Source organism: Actinomycetospora sp. TBRC 11914 (assembly GCF_012933465.1).
Lineage (GTDB): Bacteria > Actinomycetota > Actinomycetes > Mycobacteriales > Pseudonocardiaceae > Actinomycetospora.
The window spans coordinates 474375-497638 of record NZ_JABBND010000001.1; the positions used below are offsets into that span (position 1 = coordinate 474375).

Annotated in this window: 20 protein-coding genes; 11 read left to right on the forward strand and 9 right to left on the reverse strand. The window is 74.0% G+C overall.

Annotated features, from left to right (window positions below):
- Nucleotides 1–68: 68 nt before the first annotated feature.
- The 3 genes from HH311_RS02305 to HH311_RS02315 form a co-directional block, all read right to left on the reverse strand.
- A complete protein-coding gene (locus tag HH311_RS02305; RefSeq protein WP_169181946.1) occupies nucleotides 69–1088 on the reverse strand; it encodes an NAD-dependent formate dehydrogenase in 1020 nt (339 codons plus the stop codon).
- Between the two features lie 8 nt (nucleotides 1089–1096).
- A complete protein-coding gene (locus HH311_RS02310) occupies nucleotides 1097–2353 on the reverse strand; it encodes a hypothetical protein (RefSeq protein ID WP_211189475.1) in 1257 nt (418 codons plus the stop codon).
- Between the two features lie 376 nt (nucleotides 2354–2729).
- Nucleotides 2730–4166, reverse strand: coding sequence for a trehalose-6-phosphate synthase (locus HH311_RS02315; protein WP_169181947.1), 1437 nt, complete (start codon nucleotides 4164–4166; stop codon nucleotides 2730–2732).
- Between the two features lie 109 nt (nucleotides 4167–4275).
- Between HH311_RS02315 and HH311_RS02320 the strand changes: the two genes are divergently transcribed.
- The 3 genes from HH311_RS02320 to HH311_RS31265 all read left to right on the forward strand — a co-directional run bounded on the left by HH311_RS02320 (nucleotide 4276) and on the right by HH311_RS31265 (nucleotide 6128).
- Entirely contained in the window at nucleotides 4276–4560 is a 285-nt protein-coding gene (locus HH311_RS02320; protein ID WP_312029890.1) for a hypothetical protein, read from the forward strand.
- Nucleotides 4561–4710: 150 nt separating this feature from the next.
- Nucleotides 4711–5205, forward strand: a complete 495-nt coding sequence (locus HH311_RS02325) for a hypothetical protein (protein WP_169181948.1) — start codon at nucleotides 4711–4713, stop codon at nucleotides 5203–5205.
- Between the two features lie 131 nt (nucleotides 5206–5336).
- A complete protein-coding gene (locus HH311_RS31265; protein WP_312029891.1) occupies nucleotides 5337–6128 on the forward strand; it encodes a GAF and ANTAR domain-containing protein in 792 nt (263 codons plus the stop codon).
- A 34-nt stretch (nucleotides 6129–6162) separates the two neighbouring features.
- Here HH311_RS31265 and fdh read toward each other — a convergent pair whose 3' ends face one another.
- Nucleotides 6163–9435 (reverse strand): formate dehydrogenase, encoded by a 3273-nt coding sequence (fdh, locus tag HH311_RS02335; RefSeq protein ID WP_169182611.1) that lies wholly within the window; start codon nucleotides 9433–9435, stop codon nucleotides 6163–6165.
- A gap of 318 nt (nucleotides 9436–9753) precedes the next feature.
- Between fdh and HH311_RS02340 the strand changes: the two genes are divergently transcribed.
- Nucleotides 9754–10311: a hypothetical protein gene (locus HH311_RS02340; protein WP_169181949.1), complete on the forward strand. Its 558-nt coding sequence runs from the start codon at nucleotides 9754–9756 to the stop codon at nucleotides 10309–10311.
- 64 nt (nucleotides 10312–10375) lie between these two features.
- Here HH311_RS02340 and HH311_RS02345 read toward each other — a convergent pair whose 3' ends face one another.
- Both HH311_RS02345 and HH311_RS02350 read right to left on the reverse strand, forming a co-directional pair.
- Nucleotides 10376–11263 (reverse strand): oxidoreductase, encoded by an 888-nt coding sequence (locus HH311_RS02345; RefSeq protein WP_169181950.1) that lies wholly within the window; start codon nucleotides 11261–11263, stop codon nucleotides 10376–10378.
- 119 nt (nucleotides 11264–11382) lie between these two features.
- Complete coding sequence (locus tag HH311_RS02350; protein ID WP_169181951.1) at nucleotides 11383–12345, reverse strand: FAD-dependent oxidoreductase; 963 nt, start codon at nucleotides 12343–12345, stop codon at nucleotides 11383–11385.
- A 65-nt stretch (nucleotides 12346–12410) separates the two neighbouring features.
- Here HH311_RS02350 and HH311_RS02355 point away from each other — a divergent pair, with 65 nt between their 5' ends.
- Nucleotides 12411–12839 (forward strand): SRPBCC family protein, encoded by a 429-nt coding sequence (locus HH311_RS02355; RefSeq protein WP_169181952.1) that lies wholly within the window; start codon nucleotides 12411–12413, stop codon nucleotides 12837–12839.
- Between the two features lie 16 nt (nucleotides 12840–12855).
- On the opposite strand, the gene HH311_RS02360 is transcribed toward HH311_RS02355, so the two are convergent.
- On the reverse strand, nucleotides 12856–13404 hold the full coding sequence (locus HH311_RS02360; protein ID WP_169181565.1) for a hypothetical protein: 549 nt from the start codon (nucleotides 13402–13404) through the stop codon (nucleotides 12856–12858).
- 173 nt (nucleotides 13405–13577) lie between these two features.
- Here HH311_RS02360 and HH311_RS02365 point away from each other — a divergent pair, with 173 nt between their 5' ends.
- From HH311_RS02365 to HH311_RS02390, 6 genes are all read left to right on the forward strand, one after another.
- The gene (locus tag HH311_RS02365; RefSeq protein WP_169181953.1) at nucleotides 13578–14267 is read left to right on the forward strand and encodes a response regulator transcription factor; all 690 of its coding nucleotides are present in this window, start codon (nucleotides 13578–13580) and stop codon (nucleotides 14265–14267) included.
- Nucleotides 14264–15742 (forward strand): cell wall metabolism sensor histidine kinase WalK, encoded by a 1479-nt coding sequence (locus HH311_RS33055; protein WP_169181954.1) that lies wholly within the window; start codon nucleotides 14264–14266, stop codon nucleotides 15740–15742. Before HH311_RS02365 ends, HH311_RS33055 begins: the two co-directional genes overlap by 4 nt.
- Nucleotides 15743–15856: 114 nt before the next feature.
- Nucleotides 15857–16519, forward strand: a complete 663-nt coding sequence (locus HH311_RS02375) for a PAS domain-containing protein (RefSeq protein ID WP_169181955.1) — start codon at nucleotides 15857–15859, stop codon at nucleotides 16517–16519.
- 108 nt (nucleotides 16520–16627) lie between these two features.
- Nucleotides 16628–18601, forward strand: coding sequence for a molybdopterin oxidoreductase family protein (locus tag HH311_RS02380; RefSeq protein ID WP_169181956.1), 1974 nt, complete (start codon nucleotides 16628–16630; stop codon nucleotides 18599–18601).
- Nucleotides 18602–18617: 16 nt separating this feature from the next.
- Nucleotides 18618–20459, forward strand: coding sequence for an NAD(P)H-dependent oxidoreductase subunit E (locus HH311_RS02385; protein WP_169181957.1), 1842 nt, complete (start codon nucleotides 18618–18620; stop codon nucleotides 20457–20459).
- The gene (locus tag HH311_RS02390) at nucleotides 20456–21388 is read left to right on the forward strand and encodes a 2Fe-2S iron-sulfur cluster-binding protein (RefSeq protein WP_169181958.1); all 933 of its coding nucleotides are present in this window, start codon (nucleotides 20456–20458) and stop codon (nucleotides 21386–21388) included. Before HH311_RS02385 ends, HH311_RS02390 begins: the two co-directional genes overlap by 4 nt.
- Nucleotides 21389–21785: 397 nt before the next feature.
- Here HH311_RS02390 and HH311_RS02395 read toward each other — a convergent pair whose 3' ends face one another.
- Together HH311_RS02395 and HH311_RS02400 are read right to left on the reverse strand one after the other, a co-directional pair.
- Nucleotides 21786–22007 (reverse strand): DUF397 domain-containing protein, encoded by a 222-nt coding sequence (locus HH311_RS02395; RefSeq protein WP_169181959.1) that lies wholly within the window; start codon nucleotides 22005–22007, stop codon nucleotides 21786–21788.
- A gap of 24 nt (nucleotides 22008–22031) precedes the next feature.
- Nucleotides 22032–22880 carry a helix-turn-helix transcriptional regulator gene (locus HH311_RS02400; protein WP_169181960.1) on the reverse strand — a complete coding sequence of 283 codons (849 nt, stop codon included), beginning with the start codon at nucleotides 22878–22880 and terminating at the stop codon, nucleotides 22032–22034.
- Nucleotides 22881–23264: the final 384 nt, after the last annotated feature.

Below are 23264 nucleotides of genomic sequence, written 5' to 3' on the forward strand. Positions count from 1 at the left end.
CTTACCGTCGGTGGGGGTCTGTCGGTGGGGGTCTGTCGGTGGGGGTCTGTCGGCGGTCCCGGCCCGGCTCAGGCCGAGGGGTCGACCACGACGAAGTCGTCGGGCATCGGCGTGCCGTCGAAGTGGGCGGCGAGCATCTCGTGCACGCCCTCGGCGATCCGGTCCTGCGCCTCGAGGGTCATGCCCGAGCAGTGGATCGTCATGGCCTCGGAGCCCTCGGGCAGCGAGCGCCACGGGTGGTCGGCCGGGGCCGGCTGCGGGTACCAGGTGTCGCCCGCGTAGCCGGCGAGGTGGCCGGACTCGAGCGCCTCGACCAGCGCGTCCCGGTCGACGATCGCGCCGCGCGCGGTGTTGACCAGCCACGCGCCCTGCTTCATGGCCTTCAGCCGCTCCGGGCCGAAGAGCGCCTGGCTGCCCTCCATGAGCGGCAGCGCGAGGCAGACGACGTCGGACTCGGCCACGAGGGTGTCGAGCCGGGCGTACCGCACTCCGAGCGAGGCCTCCTCGCCCGCGGTGCGCCGGTGGTTGGCGTAGTAGAGCATCCGCACGTCGAAGCCCCTGAGGCGCAGCGCGGTACGCGCCCCGATGGCGCCGAGCCCGACGATGCCCACGGTCTTGCCCTCGAGGTCGTGCGAGTGCGCGGCGATCTTCGCGACGTCCCAGCCCCCCTCGCGGGCTTCGGTGTGCGCGGGGACGAAGTTGCGGACCAGCGCGAGGATCTGCAGCACGTTGTGCTCGGCGACGCTGACGACGTTGCTGCCGGTCACCTCGGCGACGGTGACGCCGCGCGCCTTCGCGGCCTCGGGATCGGTGTGGTCCGAGCCGATCCCGGCGGTGAGGACCAGCCGCAGGTTCTCCGCCTTCTTCAGCCGGTCCTCGTCGAGGTAGACCGGCCAGAACGGCGTCGTGATCAGGACCTCGGCGTCGGTGAGCTCGCGGTCGAGCTCGTCACCGGTGTCGGAGGTCGTGACGAGCGTGTGGCCCTGCGACTCGATCCACGGGCGCAGTCCCAGCGCGTTGTCCGCGCTGGCGGGCACGTCGGCGTCAGCGGTGTCGGAGGGCGGGTAGGACACGTAGACGACCTTCATGGGCGCGGCTACCCGTGTCCGGTCGCGCGCGACACGTCGTCCGGGCCGTCGGGGGCGCCCCCGTCCGCGCCGCCCTCGTCCGCCTGGCTGTTGGGCTCGTCGTCGTCGATCAGCGCCCGCCGCTGCTGCTCGCGGGTGCTGTACGCGGCCTGGCGCACCGCGTCGGCGCTGGTGAGCTTGGAGCCCAGGGCCCCGGCGACGATGCCCATCGCCCCGGCGAGCACCCCCAGGCGCAGGTAGGCGACGGCGGCCGTGGCCCCGTCGGTGCCGCCCGGGAGCAGGTGCAGGGGGATGACGACGGCCGCGGCGGCCGTCGTCAGGACGATCAGCAGCACCGCCATGCACGCGACGCCGAGCCCGATGGTCGCGGCGGTGGCGGCGTTGAACAGCGTCGCCTCCTCCCGGTGCTCGCGCGCCGCGGGCCGCTCCCAGAGCCCGTTGTCGACGATCAGCCACACCGCCATCGCGACGACGGCGAGGACGGCGACGACGCCGAGGCGCACCGGGGAGAGCGCGGCCGAGAGGTCCCAGATGTTGGAGTAGAAGACCCCGAAGGCGGCACCGGCGGCGGCCGCGGTGAGCGCCGGGGAGAGCGAGGGCACCAGCCGCCACGGCCGGTTCGCCCGCACCAGCCCGCCGAGCAGCCGGATCGTGCCGCGCGTGCCCTGCAGCGCGAGGTGGGCGTCGATGCCCTCGTCGGCCGAGGCGATGCGCGCGACCGGCGGCGAGAGCGGATGGGACCACCGGCGCGGCGCCGGGACCGGTGCGGTGCCGCGGTGGGCCAGGAGGCCGTCGGCGACGAGGTCGACGACCGCCCGCCGGAGCCGGCGACGCAGCGACACCGCCCCGAGCGCCGGCAGCGAGACCAGCCCGACGCCCTCGTCGGAGCCGTAGTCGGAGACGAGCGGCTGGGCCCCTGCGCGGCGGGGCAGGTCGGTGACCAGGACGACGACGTCCCAGCCGTGGCGGCGGCGCAGCGCGCCGCCGTGGCGCAGCATCGGCAGCAGGCCCTCGGAGTCGAGGCCCACCGGGCCGCGGGCGGTCTCGACCTGCCAGCGGTAGCCGGAGATGGCGCCGTCGAGCGCGGCGGGGAGCTCGGTGGCGACGCGGGCGACGAGGTCGCTCGCGAGGCCCGGGTCGGCGAGCAGCCCGACGACGAGGTCGCGGGGGCCGTCCGCGGTGTCGGGCCTGGGCGTGGGGTCTGGGTCGGGGTCGGGGTCGGTGGGGAGGTGGGTCGGGGACGCCGGGGGGTCGACGGTGGTCATGCGTGGTGCTCCTGCGGGACGCGGACGATCCACGCGTACGACGCCAGCTGCCCAGGGGGCGACCGGCCGCGGGGCGGCCGGTGCGGTGGGGAGGACGTGCGGCGCGGGATCGTGGTGCTGTTTCGGGGATGGCCCGCGTCGTTCTCCACGGGCGGACGGCGCTCGCGCCGCCCACGGTGGGCCGGTCATCCGGGACGGATGCCGACGCGGACGGGGCGTGCCCGCCGGCGCGCGGATTCACACGTCGGCCTGGGGAGCGCGCGTGCCCCCGCCCGCCGCCGCAAGATCACCAGCACACCAGGCAGGCCCAGCACGCCTCAGTCCTGCGCCACGTGCCCCTCGCGGGCCCGCGCGACCCGCACGAGCAGCCGCGTGATCACGCCCCACCCAATGCGGCGAGGAACGCCTCGGCCCAGCGCGCGACGTCGTGCTCCCCGACCTGGGCCCGCAGCGCCGCCATCCGCTCCCGGGCGCCCTCGTCCCGGGACCGCACGGCCGCCGCGGCCTCGGTGATCGCGTCCGCGACGCCGTCGAGGTCGTACGGGTTGATCGTCCAGGCCGTCGTGAGCTCCTCGGCCGCGCCGGTGAATTCCGAGAGCACCAGGGCGCCGCTGTCGTCCGGGCGGGTCGCGACGTACTCCTTGGCCACCAGGTTCATGCCGTCGCGCAGCGGCGTCACCAGCATGACGTCCGCGGCGAGGTAGAGCGGCGCGAGCTCGGCCGGCGGCAGCGAGCGGTGCAGGTAGTGCACCACGGGGTGGCCGAGGTCGGCGTGGTCGCCGTTGATCCGCCCCACGGTGCGCTCGACCTCGTCGCGGGTGCGCCGGTAGGCGTCCACGCGCTCGCGGCTGGGCGTGGCCACCTGCACCAGCACCGTCGTCGCCGGGTCGAGGCGCCCGGCGTCGAGCAGTTCGCCGACCGCCTCGAGGCGGACCCCGATGCCCTTGGTGTAGTCCAGCCGGTCGACGCCGAGCAGCACCGTCTCCGGGTCGCCCAGCTCGCCGCGCAGCGCGGCCGCCCGCTCCGCCGTCGCCGGGTCCGCACCGCGCTCGGCGAGCGTCGCGGACTCCACCGAGATCGGGAAGGCACCGACGCGGGTGGTGCGCCCGCCCACCCGGATCTCGCCGGGGGCCTCGCGCAGCCCGATCTCGGAGCCGTCGACGTCGGCGCCGCAGAGCCGATGGGCGAGCCACCGGAAGTTGCGGGCCCCGCCGGGGGTGTGGAACCCGACGAGGTCGGCCCCGAGCAGGCCCTCGACGACCTCGGCGCGCCAGGGCAGCTGCAGGAACAGTTCCACCGGCGGGAACGGGATGTGCAGGAAGAAGCCGATCCGCAGGTCGGGCCGGCGCTCGCGCAGCAGGCGCGGCACGAGCTGGAGCTGGTAGTCCTGCACCCACACCGTCGCGCCCTCGGCGGCGACGCGGGCGGTCGCGTCGGCGAACCGCTCGTTGACCCGGCGGTGGACCTCCCACCAGCCCCGGTCGTACACCGGGGCGGCGATGAGGTCGTGGTAGAGCGGCCACAGCGTGGCGTTGGCGGCTCCCTCGTAGTGCGCCGCGACCTCGTCGGCGTCCAGCGGCACCGGGTGCAGCACGACGTCCTCGCCGACGGTGGCGTCGGAGAACGGTTCCGGGGCCGCGTCGGGCACGCCCGGCCACCCGACCCACGCCGCCGACTCCCGTCCCCGCAGCGCCGGGGCCAGCGCGGTGACCAGCCCGCCGGGGGCCGCCTGCCACCGCTGCTCGCCGTCGGGGCCGGTGACGAGGTCGACGGGGAGGCGGTTGGCGACGACGACGAACCCGGCAGCATCCACGCCCGGGCGCTACCCGGACCGGGGGCGCGGGGACACGTGCCACCGGGCGCGGTTCGCCGTGGGCGACCGGCGGTACCCGGTGATCACACCCGACGAGAGGAGCACCACCGTGGCGCTCTCCGACGCGCTCTCGCGTCTGTCACGCAAGGTGCGCGGCGAGGACGGCCCGCTGGGGCAGCCCGACGTCGCGCAGGGCTCGGAGTCCGACGTGGGCGAGGACCCCGCCGTGGCGAGCAGCCGCCCCGGCGGCGGCGGGCACGACGACCACCCGGGCGACTCGGGCTCCGTGACCGGCACGGGCAGCACCGACGTCTTCGTCGGCCGCGCCGCGGGACTCGACGAGGGCTACGCCGGGGAGACCGGGGCGGAGGCTCGCCGCGAGGCCCAGGAGTGAGCCCCCAGGAGTGAGCCTGCGGCAGCGAGCCCTGGCCGTGGGCCCGGGGCGCGCTCCCCGGGCCCGCGTGGGCCGCGGACCGGCTGCGCGCCACCTGACGTGCGACGATGACCGTCACGGCGCTCGGACCGGAACGAGCGGAGGGACGCCATGCCCGTCGTACGACTCGTCGCCGTGGCCCGCCGCGCCCTCTTCGACGAGCCCTGTGCGGTGCTCTCCGACGACCGGGACCTCCCCACCCTGATGTCCGTGCCCCTCGCGCCGGGGGACGGTCCCGGCCTCGCACGGGTCCTGTCGCCCTGGCTGGGCGCGCCCGTCGGCCACCGGGAGGTCACCATCTCCCTGGTCGCCGGGTTCGACGGGAGTCTGCACGCGGAGGTCACCCCGCTCGGGTCCGACGGGGGGCCGACGACCGTCGACGCCGCACCGACGGTGTCCGTGGTCGACGCCCTGACGCTCTCGCACCGCACGCGCGTGCCGATCCGGGTCGCGGCCGGCCTGCTCGAGGTGCACCGGGTCGAGCCGTGCGACATCGACCGGGTCGTCCCCATCGCCGACCGGCCGCCGCTGATGCCCACCGCGGAGCAGCACGAGCGCCTCGCGCGCGCCTTCGCCGAGCTCGCGGATCCCGACCCGGAGCGGTGACGGGCCACGGGGTGGTTCGTCCCGGCCGGTCGAGGACGGTGGCCTAGAATGTCCGGGTCCCGTTTCACCAGCGAGGCGGACGTCCCGAGAAGACCCATGGATCCCGGGGGCGGCCGATGGCAGGTGAGGACGTGGAGCGTCACGCCGAGGTGCTCGCACGGAGCGCCGCCGACATGACCGGCGTGCTGAGCGTCGATGCCGACGTCCTCGAGCGGACGTCGCGTTCCATCGTCCGCGCGGCGGCCTGCGTGGCCGACGTCGACCACGTGGGGTTCGCCCTCGCCCTCCGCGGGCAGTTCGTCGCGCAGCCCACCACCGACCCCGTCGTCGAGGAGCTCGACGGCCTCCAGGCGTCGTCGGGCGCCGGGCCCGGGGTCGAGGTCGTGAGGGGGAGCGGCACCCTCGACGTGCCGGACCTCGCCGCCGTCCCCCGCTACGCGGGCCTGGCCGAGGCCGCGGCCCGCCACGGTGTCCGCGGCGTGCTCGCGGTGGCCCTCACGGCGCACGACGGGGTCCTGGGCGTGCTGACGCTCTACACCCGGTCGACGATCGGCGCCGCGGGCCGCGCGCTGGCCGACGCCCTCGCCCCGCAGGCGACCGTCGCCCTGTTCGGGGCGCAGCGCATCGCGGGCCTCGCGCGGGCGGTGACGTCCCGCGACGTGATCGGGCAGGCCAAGGGCGTCCTCATGCATCGCGACGGGGTCGACGACGAGACCGCCTTCGGGATGCTCGTCGAGGCCTCGCAGACCACGAACATCAAGCTCGTCGACGTGGCCGCCTGGCTCGTCGCCCAGGCCACCACCGGCACCGCCCCCGACACCGACACCGCCACCACCGACGGCGCTCCCCCACTGCCGGCCCCCGACCGCGTCCGGCCCACCCAGGCCCGACAGGGCACGGGCCGGGGCGGCACGCGCCGCTGACGGGCTCCCCCCGGCGCCCGTCAGCGGCGGTCCGTCACTCCCCGGTGATCCCGATCCCGGCCCGGCGGCGGTAGGACTCCACGAACTCCGGCAGCGCCGGCCCGCGCGGCCGCCGTCCCGCGACCACGTCGCAGGTCCCGGTCTTGGTGTCCATGATGTGGACGTTGGGGTCCAGCGAGATGCCGATGATCTCGTTGGCGGCGTCCCCCGTGACCAGTCCGTTCGGGCCCCAGTGCCACGGCAGCCCGATCTGGTGGACGACGCGGTCGTCGATGCGCAGCGGCTTCATCCGCTCCGTCACCACCACCCGGGCCTCGATCGCCGAGCGCGCCGTGACGATCGTGGCCCACCCGGTGTGCTCCAGGCCCCGCTCCGCCGCGAGCGCCGGGGACACCTCGACGAACATCTCGGGGGCCAGCTCCGCCAGGTAGGGCGTCCAGCGGCTCATGCCCCCCGCCGTGTGGTGCTCGGCGATGCGGAACGTGGTGAAGGCGTACGGGTACACCTCGGCGCCGGGCTCGTGGTCCGGCGGGTTGTAGCGGTTGTCGGGCCGGTCGAACCGCTGCCGCACCGGGTTGGCCCGCGCCCCGGGGTACAGCGCGTTGCGGCTCGGGGCCTCCTCGGGCTCGTAGTGCGTCGGGAGCGGCCCGTCGGCGAGGCCCGTCGGCGCGTAGAGCCACACCCGCCCGTCGGCCTGCATGATGAACGGCTCGTCCCCGCCGATCGCGTCCTGGGCCTGCGCGCCCTCGGGGGGCCGGTAGGACGGCGGCTTCTCCGCCTCGAAGTCGGGGACGTCGTGCCCGGTCCACCGCCGGGCCTCCTCGTCCCACCAGACGTAGGCCTTCCGCTCGCTCCACGGCCGGCCCTCGGGGTCGGCGGAGGCGCGGTTGTAGAGCACCCGCCGGTTCATCGGCCAGGCCCAGCCCCACTCCAGCGCGGCCGGGCTCTCCCCGCCCGCGGGCTCGCGCCGGGCGGCCTGGTTGACGCCGTCGGCGAAGACCCCGGAGTAGATCCAGCACCCGCAGGACGTGGACCCGTCGTCGCGCAGTTCGGTGTAGCCGTCCACGGGCGTGCCGTCCGCGCGGAACCCGGAGATCTCGGCGAGCACCGCGTGCGCGTCGGGGTCCCCGTGCGGGCCCTCGGTCGGGTAGTCCCAGGTGAGCTGCCGGATCCCCGCGTCCCGCGCGTGCGGGGAGTCGGCGAGGCGCTCGCGGATGCGGCGCCCCAGCTCGTGGACGAACCACAGGTCGCTGCGCGCGTCACCGGGCGGCTCGACCGCCTGGTGGCGCCATTGCAGGAGCCGCTGGGTGTTGGTGAACGAGCCCGCCTTCTCGATGTGCGTCGCGGCGGGGAGCAGGAACACCTCGGTGTCGATGTCCTCGGTGCGCATCTCCCCGGTCTCGATCTCGGGCCCGTTCTTCCAGAAGGTGGCGGTCTCGATCTCCTGGAGGTCCCGGACGACGAGCCACTTGAGGGCCGCGAGCCCGTGGCGCTGCTGCTTGGAGTTGGTCGTGCCCACCGCCGGGTTCTCGCCGAGGACGAGGTAGCCCTCGCAGCGCCCGTCGATCATGTTGAGCACCGTCGTGAAGGTGCTGTGGTCGTCGTCGATGTGCGGGAGCAGGCCGAAGCAGTACTCGTTGTCCGCGGTGGCGGCGTCGCCGTACCAGGCCTTGAGCAGGCTGACGACGTAGGCGCGCATGTTGCCCCAGAAGCCCTTGGTCGCCGAGTCGGCCTCGACGAAGTCGTCCAGGCTCATCCGCGTGTGCTTCGGGGGCATCGGGATGTAGCCCGGCAGCAGGTCGTAGAGGGTCGGGATGTCGGTGGAGCCCTGGATCGTGGCGTGCCCGCGCAGCGCCATGATCCCGCCACCGGGACGGCCGACGTTGCCGAGCAGCCCCTGCAGGATCGACGCGCAGCGGATGTACTGCACGCCCACGGTGTGCTGCGTCCAGCCCACCGAGTAGACCCACATCGTGGTGCGCTCGCGGCCGGAGTTCGCGCAGACGGCCTCCGCGACCTGCCGGAACTGCTCCGGGCTCATCCCGCACACCCGCGAGACCATCTCCGGGGTGTAGCGGGCGAAGTGCCGCTTGAGCACCTGGTAGACGCAGCGCGGGTGCTGCAGGGTGTCGTCGCGGACGGGGTCCCCGCGGAACCGGGCCCCGCCCGATCCGGCGGACTCGGACTGGCCGAGCAGGTGCGTGACGCGGTGGGACTCGATGCGCGCCGACGGCGCGTGCTCGTCGGAGTCCCACTTGTCCCGGTCCCCCGAGGCGGCCGCCACGTCGGCGCCCTCGTACTGCCACGTCGAGGTGTCGTAGGCGCGCGCGTCCGCATCCCAGCCGGAGAACAGCCCGTCGTCACCGGCGTCGACGAACTCCTCGCGCACCAGCATCGGGGCGTTGGTGTAGGCGAGGACGTACTCCCGGAAGTCCTGCTCGTTCTCGAGGACGTGGCGGATCAGGCCGCCGAGGAACGCGATGTCCGTCCCGGGCCGGATCGGCACGTGGGTGTCGGCGACGGCGCTGGTCCGGGTGAACCGCGGGTCCACGTGGATGATCTTCGCGCCGCGGGCCTTGGCCTCCATGACCCACTGGAAGCCCACCGGGTGGGCCTCCGCCATGTTCGAGCCCTCGAGGACCACGCAGTCGGCCTGCGCGATGTCCTGCTGGCTGTTGGTGGCGCCGCCGCGCCCGAAGCTGGACCCCAGACCGGGGACGGTGGAGGAGTGTCAAATGCGCGCCTGGTTCTCCACCTGGACGGCGCCGAGCGCGGTGTACAGCTTCTTGAGGAGATAGTTCTCCTCGTTGTCCAGCGTGGCCCCGCCGAGGTGCGCGAGGCCGAGCGTGCGGTTGAGCACGCGGCCGTCGTCGTCGGTGTCCTGCCAGGTGCGGGCACGGGTGTCGACCACCCGGTCGGCGATCATGTCCATCGCCGTGTCGAGGTCGAGGTCCTCCCAGTCGGTGCCGCCGGGCCGCCGGTAGCGGACCTTGGTCACGCGGGTCGGCGAGGTCACCAGCGACAGGCTCGACGAGCCGCGCGGGCAGAGCCGGCCGCGGCTGATCGGCGAGTCGGGGTCGCCCTCGATGTGGGTGACCCGCCCCTCACGGGAGTAGATCCGCTGCCCGCAGCCCACCGCGCAGAACGGGCACACCGAGCGGGTCACCGTGTCGGCGTCCTCGGTACGCGCCCGCCACGGGTCGGGGGCGTTGGACCGCGCCGCCTCCCCGCGCGCGAGCGGGTCGGGGCCGGTGGCCTGGCGGACGAGCGGCCAGCGGCGCAGGGCGGCCGCGAGCGGCCGGGGCATCTCCACTTCGAGACCTCCGCGAGGGACGTCCGGGTGTCGCCGGGGCGACGAGGGTCCCGGCTGGGGAGGTCAACCGTGGGCGCGGACGCTGCCACCGGGCCCAGCTCCCCGCAAACCGGAGCGGCCCGGGGACCAGGGGTGTCGTCCTCCGATCCCGTCACACCGCCGCGGCGTTTCGAGGCGGCGTCGCCGCGTCGACCCGATCCGTGCGGTCTGACTCGCCAGCCCGTGGGAGCGCCTGGTCGCCGCATGTGCGCGACCGGGCGACGTGCCGGGCGCCCCGCGCGTCCGGAGGATGCAGAGGAGGTCCCGCCCCTCATGACCGAGACCACGACGTACCGGCCGACCGGCACCGACGACGCGTCCCTGCGCGACGGGTCGATACCGGCCGCCACGCCGGAGCCCGGGCTGCGCTGGCGCGCCCCGTGGCTGGGCGCCATCGTCGCCCTGCCCGTCTACCTCGTCCTCCAGCTGCTGTGCCTCGCCTTCGGCTGGCTCGGGCCGGAGCGCGGGGACGCGACCAGCGGCATCGTCAGCGCCGTCCTCGGTGTCGTCGCCCTGCTCGTGGGCGGCGCCGCGTGCGGCGCCACGTCCCACACCCGCACGGCGCCCGGAACGGCGCTGCTCGAGGGCGCCGCGACCTGGGCGCTGACCGTCCTCGCCGTCGTCGGGCTCGGCCTGGCCGGCGCGGGGTCGCTGGTCGGCAGCCTCGGCGGCGCCGCGACCACCCTCGGGACCGGCGCGGCCCCGACGGCGGAGGGCGTGCAGCACGCCGCCGGCTGGGCCGCCCTCTGGCTCGGCGTCGCCTTCGTCGCCGCCATCGCGGGGTCGCTGGCCACCCGGGAGGCCGGGGCCGCCGTCCGGCGCCGGCACTGAGCCGAGCGCGCCACCACGCGTCATCGGGCCCGCCGCGTAGTGCCGCGGCGGGCCCCGGTGCGCGTCAGGCGCCGATCGCGTCCAGCTCGGCGATCGCGTCGTCGGGGAGCTCGAGCCCGGCGCCGGCCACGTTCTCGCGCAGGTGCTCGACCGACGAGGTGCCGGGGATGAGCAGGATGTTCGGCGAGCGCTGCAGCAGCCACGCCAGCGCGACCGACATCCGGCTCGCGTCGAGCCGCTTCGCCACGTCGTCGAGGGCCTGCGACTGCAGCGGCGAGAACCCGCCCAGCGGGAAGTACGGCACGTACGCGATGCCCTGTGCGGCGAGCGAGTCGACCAGCGCGTCGTCGTCGCGGTGGGCGAGGTTGTAGGCGTTCTGCACGCACACGACGGGCGCCACGCCCTGCGCCTCGGCGACCTGCTCGGCCGAGGCGGTGCTGATCCCGAGGTGGCGGATCTTGCCCTGCTGCTGCAGCTCCGCCAGGACGCCGTACCGCTCGGCCACCGGCTGCGCCATCGGCGCCATGTGGTTCGCGTGGTCGGCCTCGAGGCGCAGGTTGACGACGTCGAGGGTGTCCAGGCCCAGGCGCCGCAGGTTGTCCTCCACCGCCTGCCGCAGCTGGTCGGGCTCGAGCGCGGCCGGCCACCCGCCCTGGTCGTCGCGGAACGCCCCGACCTTCGTGACGATGACGAGGTTCTCCGGGTAGGGCGCGAGGGCCTCGCGGAGGATCTCGTTGGTGACGTACGGACCGTAGAAGTCCGAGGTGTCGATGTGGTTGATGCCGAGGTCGACCACGGTCCGCAGCACCCGGACCGCCTCGTCGCGGTCCTTCGGCGGGCCGAACACCCCGGGCCCCGCGAGCTGCATCGCGCCGTAGCCGACGCGGGTGACCTCGAGGTCGCCCAGGCGGGCCGTGCCGCCGGGCAGGTCGTGCGTGGGGAGAGAGGGCATGAGCGCCTTCCGGGATCGTCGTGGAACCGTGCGGTCTCCACCGTGCGTCGCCGACGGGATCCGCCGCGAGGGACCCCTCATCCTGGGACCGGCGGAACCAGGCTGCGCGATGGGCGCGCTCAGGGGCCGGCGGACCGGCGGACCACCTCGTCCGCGCAGCCCCAGGACAGCGTGATCCCCGAGCCGCCGTGCCCGTAGTCGTGGACCACCGGTGTCCCGTCGGCGAGTGTCCCGCGCTCGAGCCGCACGGTGGGGCGCGCGGGCCGCAGGCCGGCGACGCTGCCGAGCACCGCGGCGTGGGCGAGCTCCGGCACGAGGTCGGTGCAGCGGGCGACGATCGCCGCCTCGGTGGCCGGGTCGGGAGTCGCGTCCCAGACGCCCTCGTCGAGCGTCCCGCCGAGGATCACGTCGTCCGTGCGCGGGTGGACGTAGGCCCGCCCGCCCGGGTGGCCCTCGTCGCGGACCGAGAGCGTCAGCCCGGGATTGGTGACCCGCACGATCTGCCCCCGGACCGGCACGACCGCCGCGTCCGGCACCAGCTCCCGGGCGGAGAGCCCGGGGGCGGCGACGACGAGGTCGGGGCCACCGGTGACCGACGGGGCGTCGTCGAGCCGGTCCAGGCGGTGGGTGACGAACCCGGCCCCGCGGGCGAGGAGGTCGTCGGTGAGCCACGGCAGGTGCACCGGCATCTCGACCAGTGGGACCGCGAACCGCAGGCCGTGGGCGTAGCCGGCCGGCAGCTCGTCGGGTCGTGCCGGGCGCAGGTCGGGCACCGCGGCCGCCCACCACGGCGTCCCGGGGTCCTCCCGGTAGAGCGCGAGGCTCTCCCGCATGAGGACGCCCGGGACCCCGCGGCGGGCCTGGTCGGCGAGCTCGGCGAAGGTCGCCGCGCCCCAGGCGAGCACGCGGTCGCGGGGGTCGGCCCGGGTCGGGAACCAGACGGCGGCCGCGAGGTGGGAGGTCGACGCGGCCGTGGGCCGGTCCGCGAGGACGGTCACCCGCCAGCCCGCGTCCAGCAGCCGGGACGCGGCCGCGAGGCCCACGATCCCGGCCCCGACCACCGTCGCGCGAGGTCCGGTCACCCCGGCATCGTCGTCTCCGCGCGCGGCGGCCGCAGCGCTGCGGGGTGGTGGCAGGATCGGGCGCCGTGACCAGCACGGACACCGATGCCGGAACCCGACACGTCTCGCGGGTGATCGCCCGGCCGTGGCGGGAGGTCCACGCCTACGCGGCCGACCCGCGGAACCTCGTGCACTGGGCGTCCGGGCTCGCGACGGCGACGGTCACCCCGCTCGACGACGGGTCCTGGTCGGCGTCCTCCCCCTTCGGCGACGTGACGGTGCGCTTCGTCCCGCCCAACGACCTCGGGGTGCTCGACCACACCGTCCGCATGCCCGACGGCACCGAGGTGCTGAACCCGCTGCGCGTGCTGCCCCACGACGACGGCGCCGAGGTCGTGTTCACGGTCCGCCGCCGCCCGGGCATGACCGACGACGACGTGGCCCGCGACGCCGCCGTGGTCGCGACCGACCTCGAGACGCTGCGCGGTCGCTGCGAGGCGGCCGCCGCGGGCTGAGCACGCCGCCGCGGGCTCAGCCGGTCGGTGCCGGGGCGGCCGGCGCGGGGGACGCCGGTGCGGGGGCGGCCGGAGCCGGAGCCGGGGACGCCGGAGCCGGGGCCGCCGGGGCCGGGGCCGCCGATGCCGACGGGGCGGCCTGCTGCACGGTCGCCCCCGGCTGGACGATCACGGTGCCGCCGGGCTGCACCTGGATGACCGGGCCGCCCGCACCGGGGGCGGCGCGGCCCGGCCCGGCGTCGGGGCCCCCACGGCCACCCGGACCACCCGAGCCACCGGGACCACCCGGGCCGCCGTGGACCCGCCCCGGCCCACCCGGGCCGCCGTCGGGACCCCCGCCCCGGCCGCCGCCGTGGTCGCCCAGGGGCGTGGCCAGCACCAGGACGCCCGCGACGACGAGGCCCAGCACGAACCCGCCGACGCCGACGAGGACCGTCCCCGTCCGGCCGCGGGGCCGCAGCCGCGACCAGCGCGACCCGCGCGGGGCCGGGTCCGGGGCGGTCCCGGAGGCGGCGTCGTGCGGGGTCGGCGTCGCCGGGGTGGTCGGCGGCTCGTTCTCGCTCATCTGGGTCCTTCCGCTCACGGTCGGTGGGCCCCGGGTGGGGCACGGCACCGACCGTGGACGGCCGAGCTGAAGCGTCCCTGAGGTCCGCGCCGCCGCCCGCGTTCCTCAGCCACGCTTCAGGGACGGCCCCGGCTTCAGGCACCGTTCAGCCCTGCCTGGTCTGATGGGTCGTGATGAGCAGCGGACCCGGCCCGCGGGTGCTCGTCGTCGAGGACGAGACGACGATGCGGGAGTCGATCGTGCGCGCGCTGGACCGCTCCGGATACGCCGCGCGCGGCCTGGCCGACGGCTCGGCGCTGGAGGACTCGCTCGACGGGTTCCGGCCCGACCTCGTCGTGCTCGACGTCATGCTGCCGGGGCGCGACGGGTTCACGCTGCTCGAGGTCGTCCGCGACCGCACCGACGCGGGCATCGTCATGGTCACCGCCCGCGACGCCCTCGACGACCGGCTGCGCGGGCTCGACACCGGCGCCGACGACTACGTCGTCAAGCCGTTCCTGCTCGAGGAGCTCACCAGCCGGGTCCGCGCGGTGCTGCGCCGCCGGGGACGCACGCCGACCGCCCTCGTCGTCGGGGACCTGGTGATCGACGAGGAGGACGGGATCGCGACCCGCGCCGGGGCGCCGCTGGGGCTCACCGCCACCGAGCTCCGGCTGCTGCGCTACCTCGCCGAGCAGCGGGGCCGGGTGGTGAGCAAGAACCAGATCCTCACCCAGGTGTGGGGCTACGACGCGTACGACCCGAACCTCGTCGAGGTCCATCTCTCCGCGCTGCGCCGCAAGCTCGAGGCGCACGGCCCGCGCATCGTGCACACCAGCCGCGGGCTGGGCTACACGCTGCGCCCCGCCGGGGACCGGACGTGAGGGGCGGGACCCGCCGCATCGTCCCGGTCCGCTCGCTGCGCTGGCGGGTGACCGCGACGGTGGTCGCCGTCGTCGCGGTGACCCTCCTGGTGGCGGGCCTCGTCGTCGACCTCGCGCTCACCGCGGCGCTCGACCGCGACCAGCAGACCCGGCTGGCCGAGCGGTCCTCCCGCCTCGACGGCCTGGTCGCGCAGGGGGTGCCCGCCGACCAGCTCGTCGCGCTGCTCGACGGGCAGGGCGTGCGGGCCGTCCGGCTGTCGCCGACGGGGACGGTGCTGCAGGGCGTCGCGGGCCCGCCGAAGCCGCCCCACGCCGGGCCGGACGGCCCCGGCGCGGATCGTCACGACTCGGACGGTCCCGACGGCGGGCCGGGGCGCCCGGGACCGCGCGCCCCGGGCCCGGGGGTCGACAAGACGCTCGCCGACGGCACCGTCGTGCACCTGTCGGTCGACCCGGGCGAGGTCGACACCGTGGTGCACCGGCTGCGCGGGGTGCTGATCGGGGTCGGGCTGGTCGGGCTGGCGATCTCGGCGGTGGTGCTCTTCAGCGGCGTGTCCGCGGCACTGCGCCCGCTCGACGCGATGACGCGGGTCGCCCGCGCGATCACCAACGGCGACCGTGACCGGCGGCTGCGTCCCACCACCACCGATACCGAGATCGGGCGCACCGCCGCCGCGTTCGACGAGATGCTCGACGCGCTCGACGCCGCCCGGCAGCGCGCCGAGGCCTCGGCCCGCGAGGCGCTCGACGCCGCGACGTCGGCCCGGGCCGCCGAGCAGGAGGCCCGCCGCTCGGAGGCGACGACCCGGCGCTTCCTCTCCGACGCCGCCCACGAGCTGCGCACCCCGCTGGCCGGGATGCAGACGCTGGCCGAGACCCTGGTGCGCGACTCCGACGAGGACCGCGAGACCCGCGAGGAGCTCGCGATCGCGCTGGTGCGGGAGACCTCGCGGGCCTCGTCGCTGGTCACCGACATGCTCGACCTCGCCCGGATCGAGGGCGGGGCGGAGCTCGACCGCCACCCGGTGGACCTCACCGCGCTCGCCACCGACCAGGTGGGACGGCTGCGGCTCGTCGACCCCGGGCTGGACGTCGCGGTGGTGGCCGACGGACCCGTCGTCGTGCCCGGGGAGGAGGACAAGCTGCGGCGGGTGCTGGTGAACCTGCTCGACAACGCGCGGCGCCACGTGCGCGGCGGCGGGGCGGTCCGGGTGACGGTCGGGGCCGGGGACGACGCCGGCGCGCGGCTGGTGGTCCACAACGACGGCGAGCCGGTGGCCGAGGCCGACCGCGAGCGCATCTTCGACCGGCTCGTGCGTCTGGACTCCGCCCGGGCCCGCGACTCCGGCGGCGCCGGGCTGGGCCTCGCGATCGCCCGGGCGCTGGTGCGCGCCCACGACGGCGAGCTGACCTACCGCGCGGCGGCCGACGGGTCGGACCTGGTCGTGGAGCTCCCGACCGACGCCCCCGGCTGACGCAGGCCCAGATACCGGCCGACCGCCGGTACCCCGGTAGGGGACGGCCTCCCCCGATCAGTGGGCGCCCCGCTACCCTCCGCTCGTCCGGGCCCACAACCGTCGGGGGGTGCCATGGACCGGGTCGGCGCCTACACCTGGCATCCCAGCTCGGACCGGTGGGTCTGGAACGACACCATGTTCCACCTGCTCGGATACCCCGCCGGCGGCGTGCGGCCGAGTCGCGCGCTCGTCATCTCCCACAAGCACCCCGACGATCGGGCGCGCGTGGAGCACGTGATGGCCGATGCCGTCGCCCACCGATTGGCCTACACCTGCCGGCACCGGATCGTGTCGGTCGACGGGACGGTCCACCAGGTGGTCGCGGTCGGGCACCCGGCCGATCCGGACGAGCGCTGGCCGGCCGGGCTGCTCCTGCGCGGCTACCTGGTCCACCTCGCGACGTCCCCGGCCCCCGCGGCCGCGGAGCCTGCGGCCGCCACGTCCCGGGCCTCGCCCTTCCCCCCGATGTCGGCCCCGCGCGACGGGCCGCCGCCGCCGGGCTGGCCGTCCTGGTCCGCGGTGGAGCACGACCGCCACCTCGGACGGGCGGTCGACGTCCTCGCCGACGCGATGGAGCTCACCCCGGACGCGGGCGCGGCGCTGCTGGCGCACCTGGCCAACACCGCGGCCGAGCCGCTGATCGTGGTCGCCGAGCGGGTGATCGCGGTGAGCCTGGACCCCGACACCCGTGGCCTGGCCGGACTCCTCGCGGGGATCTCCGTTCCGCAGAGGTGAACGGTGAGGTGAACGCGGTGTGATCACGCCTGTGAGGCGGGTCGCACTTGATCTCCACGGCGTTTAGCGTGAGCCACGACACGTCCGTCACGTCGGAGGTCGATCCCCATGCGCGCTCCGCGCCACGTCCGCCTCACCGAGCCCCTCGTGCGCGAGCACGGCGAGCTCCGTCCCGCGAGCTGGGACGAGGCACTCGAACGCGCCGCCGCGGGCTTCCGCGGGGTCCCGGGGAGCGCCTACGGGATGTTCTCCTGCTCCAAGGCGACGAACGAGATGAACTACGTCGCCCAGAAGTTCGCGCGGGTGGTGATGGGGTCCAACAACGTGGACTCCTGCAACCGCACTTGACACGCTCCCAGCGTCGTCGGTCTGACGGCAGTGTTCGGCGCCGGTGGTGGCACCAGCGCCTACCAGGAGGTCGAGGAGACGGACCTCGTCCTGCTCTGGGGCTCCAACGCGCGCGAGACCCACCCGATCTACTTCCACCACGTGCTCACCGGCATCCGCCGCGGCGCCGGGCTCTACGTGGTCGACCCGCGGCGCACGTCCTCGGCGAAGTGGGCGCGGGGGCACCTGGCCCTCGACGTCGGGACCGACATCGCGCTCGCGCACGCCATGGGCCGGGTGATCCTCGACGAGGGTCTGGAGAACCGGGCGTTCATCGAGCGCGCGACCACAGGGTTCGACGAGTACGCCGCGGCGGTCGAGCCGTGGACGCTCGAGCGGGCGCAGGAGGTCACCACGGTCGACGCCGGCCTGATCCGCGACACCGCGATCGCGTACGCGACGGCCGACCGCGCGCAGCTGTGCTGGACGCTCGGGATCACCGAGCACCACAACGCCGTCGACAACGTCCGCGCCCTCATCGACCTCGCGCTGCTCACCGGGCACGTCGGGCGCTGGGGCTCGGGCCTGGTCCCGCTGCGCGGGCAGAACAACGTGCAGGGCGGCGGCGACATGGGCGCCATCCCGAACCGGCTGCCCGGCGGCTACGACGTGGAGGACGACGTCGAGCGGGCCCGCTTCGAGCAGGTCTGGGGCGCGCCGATCCCGCGGTCCAAGGGGCTGCACCTCTCGCAGATGTTCGAGTCGATGGAGCGCGGCGAGGTCCGCGCGGTCTACGTCGTCGGGGAGAACCCCGCCGAGTCCGAGGCCGACGTCGCGCACGCCCGGAAGCTGCTCACCGGGCTGGACCACCTCGTCGTCCAGGACATCTTCCGCACGGCCACCGCCGAGCTGGCCGACGTGGTGCTGCCGAGCTGCGCGGACTGGTGCGAGTACGAGGGCACCGTCACCTCGTCGGAGCGGCGGGTGCAGCGGGTGCGCAAGGCGATCGACCCGCCGGGACTCGCGCGGCCGGACACGCACATCCTCTGCGCCCTCGCGACGCGGCTCGGGCACGACTGGGGCGAGCCGAGCGCCGAACAGGTGTGGGACGAGCTGCGGTCGGTGTCGCTGAACTGGCACGCCGGGATGTCGTACGCCCGCCTGACCGAGCACGGCGGGCTGCAGTGGCCCTGCCCGTCCGAGGACCACCCGGGGACCCCGACGATGCACACCCGGCTCTGGGAGCGCGATCCCGCCGCGCGCGGCACGCCCGCCCCGTTCGCCGGGGTGGAGCACGCCGGCCCGCTGGACGTGCTCACCGCGGAGTTCCCGCTGCGGCTGACGACGGTGCGCCGGCTCGACTCCTACAACTCCGGGGTGCAGACCGGCGGGTACTCCTCGCCGCTGCGCCGGGACGAGGCGCTCTGCGTGGACCCGGCCGACGCGAAGGCGCTGGGGGTCGACGACGGGGAGCTGGTGCGGGTGGTGTCGCGGCGCGGCGCCGTCGAGGCCCCCGTCCGGTTCGACGAGGCGGCCCGGCCGGGGCTGGCGTTCATCACGCCGCACTTCTCCGAGCAGGTCGACGTCAACCTCATCACCAACGAGGCGTGGGACCCGAAGTCGGGGACCTCGGAGTTCAAGGCGACGGCGGTCCGGATCGAGAAGCTCCCGGGACGTCCGGAACGCCTCGTGGCAGACGCCGAGCGGCAGGAACGCCCCGTTCCCGACACGCGGGTGCCGGTGGCCGGATCGTGAGCAGAGGAGTCACCGGGTGGACCTAGCGCTGCTGCCCGACGCGCCCACCGACACCGAACGGGCGGCGATCGACGCGGTCGTCCCGGCCGACCCGGACACCCCGGGGCCCCTCCCGGCCGGCGAGCGGCGCGACCTCCTCCTGCCCGCGTTCCACGCCGTCATGGACGCGGTCGGCTGGATCAGCCGCGGCGCCCTCGGGCACGTGTGCGCCCGGCTCGGCGTCCCGCCGGCCGAGGCCTACGGCGTCGCCACGTTCTACGCGCTGTTCTCGGTCACGCCGCGGGCGCCGCGCACCGCGCACGTGTGCGACGACGTCGGGTGCGCCGCGTTCGGCGGCGAGGCGCTCTGCGCCGCCCTCGAGGACCGGCTCGGCCCGCCGGGGGCGCGCGAGGACGTCACCTGGACCCGCAGCCCGTGCCTGGGGATGTGCGAGCGGGCGCCGGCGGTGTTCCTGCAGCGGGCCGAACCGGAGGCCGGCGACGGGCTCGGGGACCACCAGCAGATCGCCCCGGCCGACGTCACCACCGTGCTCGAGGGCCTCGGCGGCGCGGACGTCCCGGGCCCCGACCCCGTCGTCTCCACCCCGCAGGCCGGCGCCGACGGGCTGCACCTGCTCGCGCGGGTCGGGGTCGCCGACCCGGCCGACCTCGACGCGTACCGCGCGGCCGGCGGGTACGCCGGGCTGCGGCGCGCCCTCGCCGTCGGGGCGGCCCGCGTCGTCGACGAGGTGACCACCGCGTCGCTGACGGGACGCGGCGGGGCCGCGTTCCCGACCGGCACGAAGTGGGCCGCCGTCGCCGGGTCGCCCGAGCCGGAGAAGTACCTGGTCTGCAACGCCGACGAGTCCGAGCCCGGCACCTTCAAGGACCGCGTGCTTATGGAGGCCGACCCGTTCGCCCTCGTCGAGGCGATGACGGTCGCCGGGATCGCCGTGGGGGCGCGCACCGGCTACCTCTACATCCGCGGCGAGTACCCGGCCGCCGAGCGCGCGGTCCGCCACGCGATCGACGAGGCCCGCCACCACCGGCTCCTCGGGGACGACGTCATGGGCTCCGGCCGGGTGTTCGACCTCGAGGTCCGCCGCGGCGCCGGCGCCTACATCTGCGGCGAGGAGACCGCGCTGATGAACTCGCTCGAGGGCCGCCGCGGCGAGCCCCGGGCAAAGCCGCCGTTCCCGACGGTCGCGGGCCTGTTCGGCAAACCGACTGTGATCAACAACGTCGAGACGCTGGTCAACGTGCTGCGGATCATCACCGAGGGCGGTCCGGAGTTCGCCGCCGTCGGGTCGGGGCGCTCGACGGGCTCGAAGCTGTTCTGCCTGGCCGGCACCATCGCCCGGCCCGGTGTCTACGAGGTCGACATGGGCACGACGCTGCGCGAGCTCCTCGAGCTCGCCGGCGGCGTGCCGCCCCGGCTGCGGGCGATCCTGCTCGGCGGCGCCGCGGGCTCGTTCGTCACCCCGGACCAGCTCGACGTCCCGCTCACCCTCGAGGGGACGCGGGAGATCGGCGCCAGCCTCGGGTCCGGCGTCGTGCTGTGCTTCGACGACGACACGGACTTCGCGCCGGTGCTGCGCCGGATCGCGGGTTTCTTCCGCGACGAGTCGTGCGGGCAGTGCGTGCCCTGCCGCGTCGGGACGGTGCGCCAGGAGGAGGCGCTCGCGCGGATCGTGCGCGGGCGCGAGATCGGCGGGCGCACCACGGAACTGCAACTGCTCACCGACGTCGACCGCGTGATGACCGACGCCTCGATCTGCGGCCTCGGGCAGACCGCGGCGTCGGCGGTGCGGTCGGCCCTGAAGCTCGGACTCGTCGGGGCGAGCGGAGCGACGGGAGGAAACGGGGTGGAGTCGTCATGACACTCGTGGACCTGGGCACCATCCGGCGGCTGGTCTCGGTGACCGTCGACGACGTCGAGCACCGCGTCCCCGAGGACGCGACGATCCTGGACGTCCTCGACCGGGCCGGGTGCGACACCCCGCGCCTGTGCCAGGCCCCCAACCTCACCCCGGTGAACGCGTGCCGGGTGTGCGTCGTCGAGGTCGAGGGCTCGCGCCCGCTGGTGCCCTCCTGCGCGCGGCGGGTCGAGGACGGGATGGTCGTGCGCACCGACACCGAGCGGGTCGCGCACAGCCGCAGGATGGTGCTCGAGCTGCTCGGGTCGGCCAACGACATGTCCCAGGCCGGCGACGACGTGGCCCGCTGGTCGGTCGAGTACGGCGCCGACCCGGAGCGCTACGGCCCCGTCGGCCCGCCCGCCGCGGCGGGCGAGCGCGGCAACCGCCACCCCGGACACCACGCCGAGCCCGACGGCGAGACCCGCGCGACCGTCGCGCAGCCGGTCACCGTCGACAACGACCTCTACGTGCGCGACTACGCCCGCTGCATCCTCTGCTACAAGTGCGTCGAGGCGTGCGGCACCGACGCGCAGAACACGTTCGCGATCGCCGTCGCCGGTCGGGGCTTCGACGCGACGATCTCGACGGAGTTCGCGGTGCCGCTGCCCGAGTCGGCCTGCGTGTACTGCGGGAACTGCATCGGCGTGTGCCCGACGGGCGCGCTGAAGTCGGTGGCCGAGCACGAACTGCGCGAGGCCGGTGAGTGGGACCCCGAGGACGAGACGGTGACGTCGACGATCTGCTCGTTCTGCGGTGTCGGCTGCACGCTGGACCTGCACGTGCAGCACAACACGATCGTCAACGTGACCTCCCCGCACGACCACTCGGTGACCCACGGGCACCTGTGCATCAAGGGCCGGTTCGGGTTCCAGCACGTGCAGAACTACTAGGTGGGCGGAGCCCTCGTGAGCACTTTCTGGTGTTATAGCCCCAGAAAGTGCTCACGGGCGAGCTCGGCGAGCACCTTCCTCCCTGGCTGACTCCTTGAGACCCGAGGAAGTTTGGCGCAAGTACTCAGAACATGAGCTATCGTCGAATGTCGGTAGCCCAGGACGAGCGCTCCACGCGACCCCTACCGTCCTTCAGCGAAGGATCCGGTCAAATGAGGCGACAAATTGCGGCGCAACTCGATGACAGCTTGCTGCGCCGCCACACTATGACGCAGGCTCCAGCGGACGTAGCCACCGAAGACTCACTGTTCTGTGCCGACGCATCCCGATGCGAGCAGCCGTGTGGACTTCAGAATTGCAGCGCGAGAGCCTCCTGGATCCCGAGGGAACGCTCCCGCTAACCGGGCGCGAGATGATCAAATTCGCCAAGCTTGACGGCTTCCACGAATGCGACCCACTCACCGGCTGTATAGGTCAATGCTGGACCGTCTGGCTCTTTGGAGTCGCGGACCGCGATGATGCTATCGCAGCGCGCCACCTCGACACACTGGCCGTTTGCCATGCTGGAGCTGGCCTTATGCCAACTCAGTCCGGGGCGGTCCTTGCTCGAGAACGACATCTTCAACCTTTCTCTCGTGCTGGACTAACGGGGAGCGAGACGCCTTAGATGCTTCTCGAGTAGGACCCTTGATTCGCGAGGTCCATTTCCGATCGAACGGAGTTCGTTGAATAAGCGTCGATATTTGGAAGTCTCATCGCCGCGCTCAAGGTAGAGGTCTCCGGACTGTCCTTCGACATAAACAACCGGCCTCATGTCTTCTTGGCTAAATTCATGGAGGGTAAAATGGAAAGGATACCCCTGGTACAAGCCTTCGGTTACAGGGATAATCTGGAGGTGTACATTTGGCAGTCGCGATATCTCAATTAGATGCTCGATCTGCCTCTCCATGATCGTTTCACTGCCAACTACCCTAAAGAGAGCTAGCTCGTCGATTATCGACCACAGGTCTGGCGGGTCATTCTGCTCCAGGATCTCCTGCCTGGCTATGCGAGCTTTCGCACGATCCTCGACGACCAACTCCGTCAGGCTAGGCTCGAGTGTACTGACCACCGATTTCGCAAAATCATAAGTTTGGAGCAGTCCGGGGACTATGAGCGTTGCGTATTCCGAGATAGTCTCCGCTGATTGCTCGAGGCCAATGAAAGTTCCATAGGTAAGGCTATAGCTCTGCCACCAGGAGCTCTGGTGGCTCTGCCTAGCGAGCTCCTCGAGTTCGGCGATCTCATTGTCTGCCAACTTATAGAATCCACAGAGATCGCGCACGTCTCGCACACTCGCTGAACGCGTCCCACTCTCCAAGCGACTGATTTTGGCAGTCGAGCAATGTAGCACTCTGGCTGCATCTTCCATAGTCCACGATCCGGCGGTGCGCAGCTCGCGAAGCCGTCGACCCAGCTCTTTCCTGCGAAGGGTCGCAGTCGTCCGCTCCACTTCACCTCACCTGCTGAAGGTCCGGCCCGGGCTCGTGGCTAGGACGCCAGAAGCACGTGCCGAAAGCATCTGCCCCTGGCATGTGCCAGGCTCGCTCTCCGCGAGGGTATCGCAGTACCTGCTCGATCGTTACGAGACCCCCTCAGCGTGTCGTACTCGTAAGCGTGTCGTCGAAGGCCCTGGACATCGGCTCTTCAACGCTGCCGAGGCCGGCAAGGTTACGGGACAGGTTCAAGATCGAACACGAACGAGCCCAAGGTTCTCGGGCAAGTGACAGAGGCACTTGCTTGCCTTCCCGCAGGTGGTCCCTCATCCTCATTACTGTCAGGTTCGCTAGCCGGTCGTCCGACTACGCAGAGTTGAAAGCGATCAGGAGGTAGACAT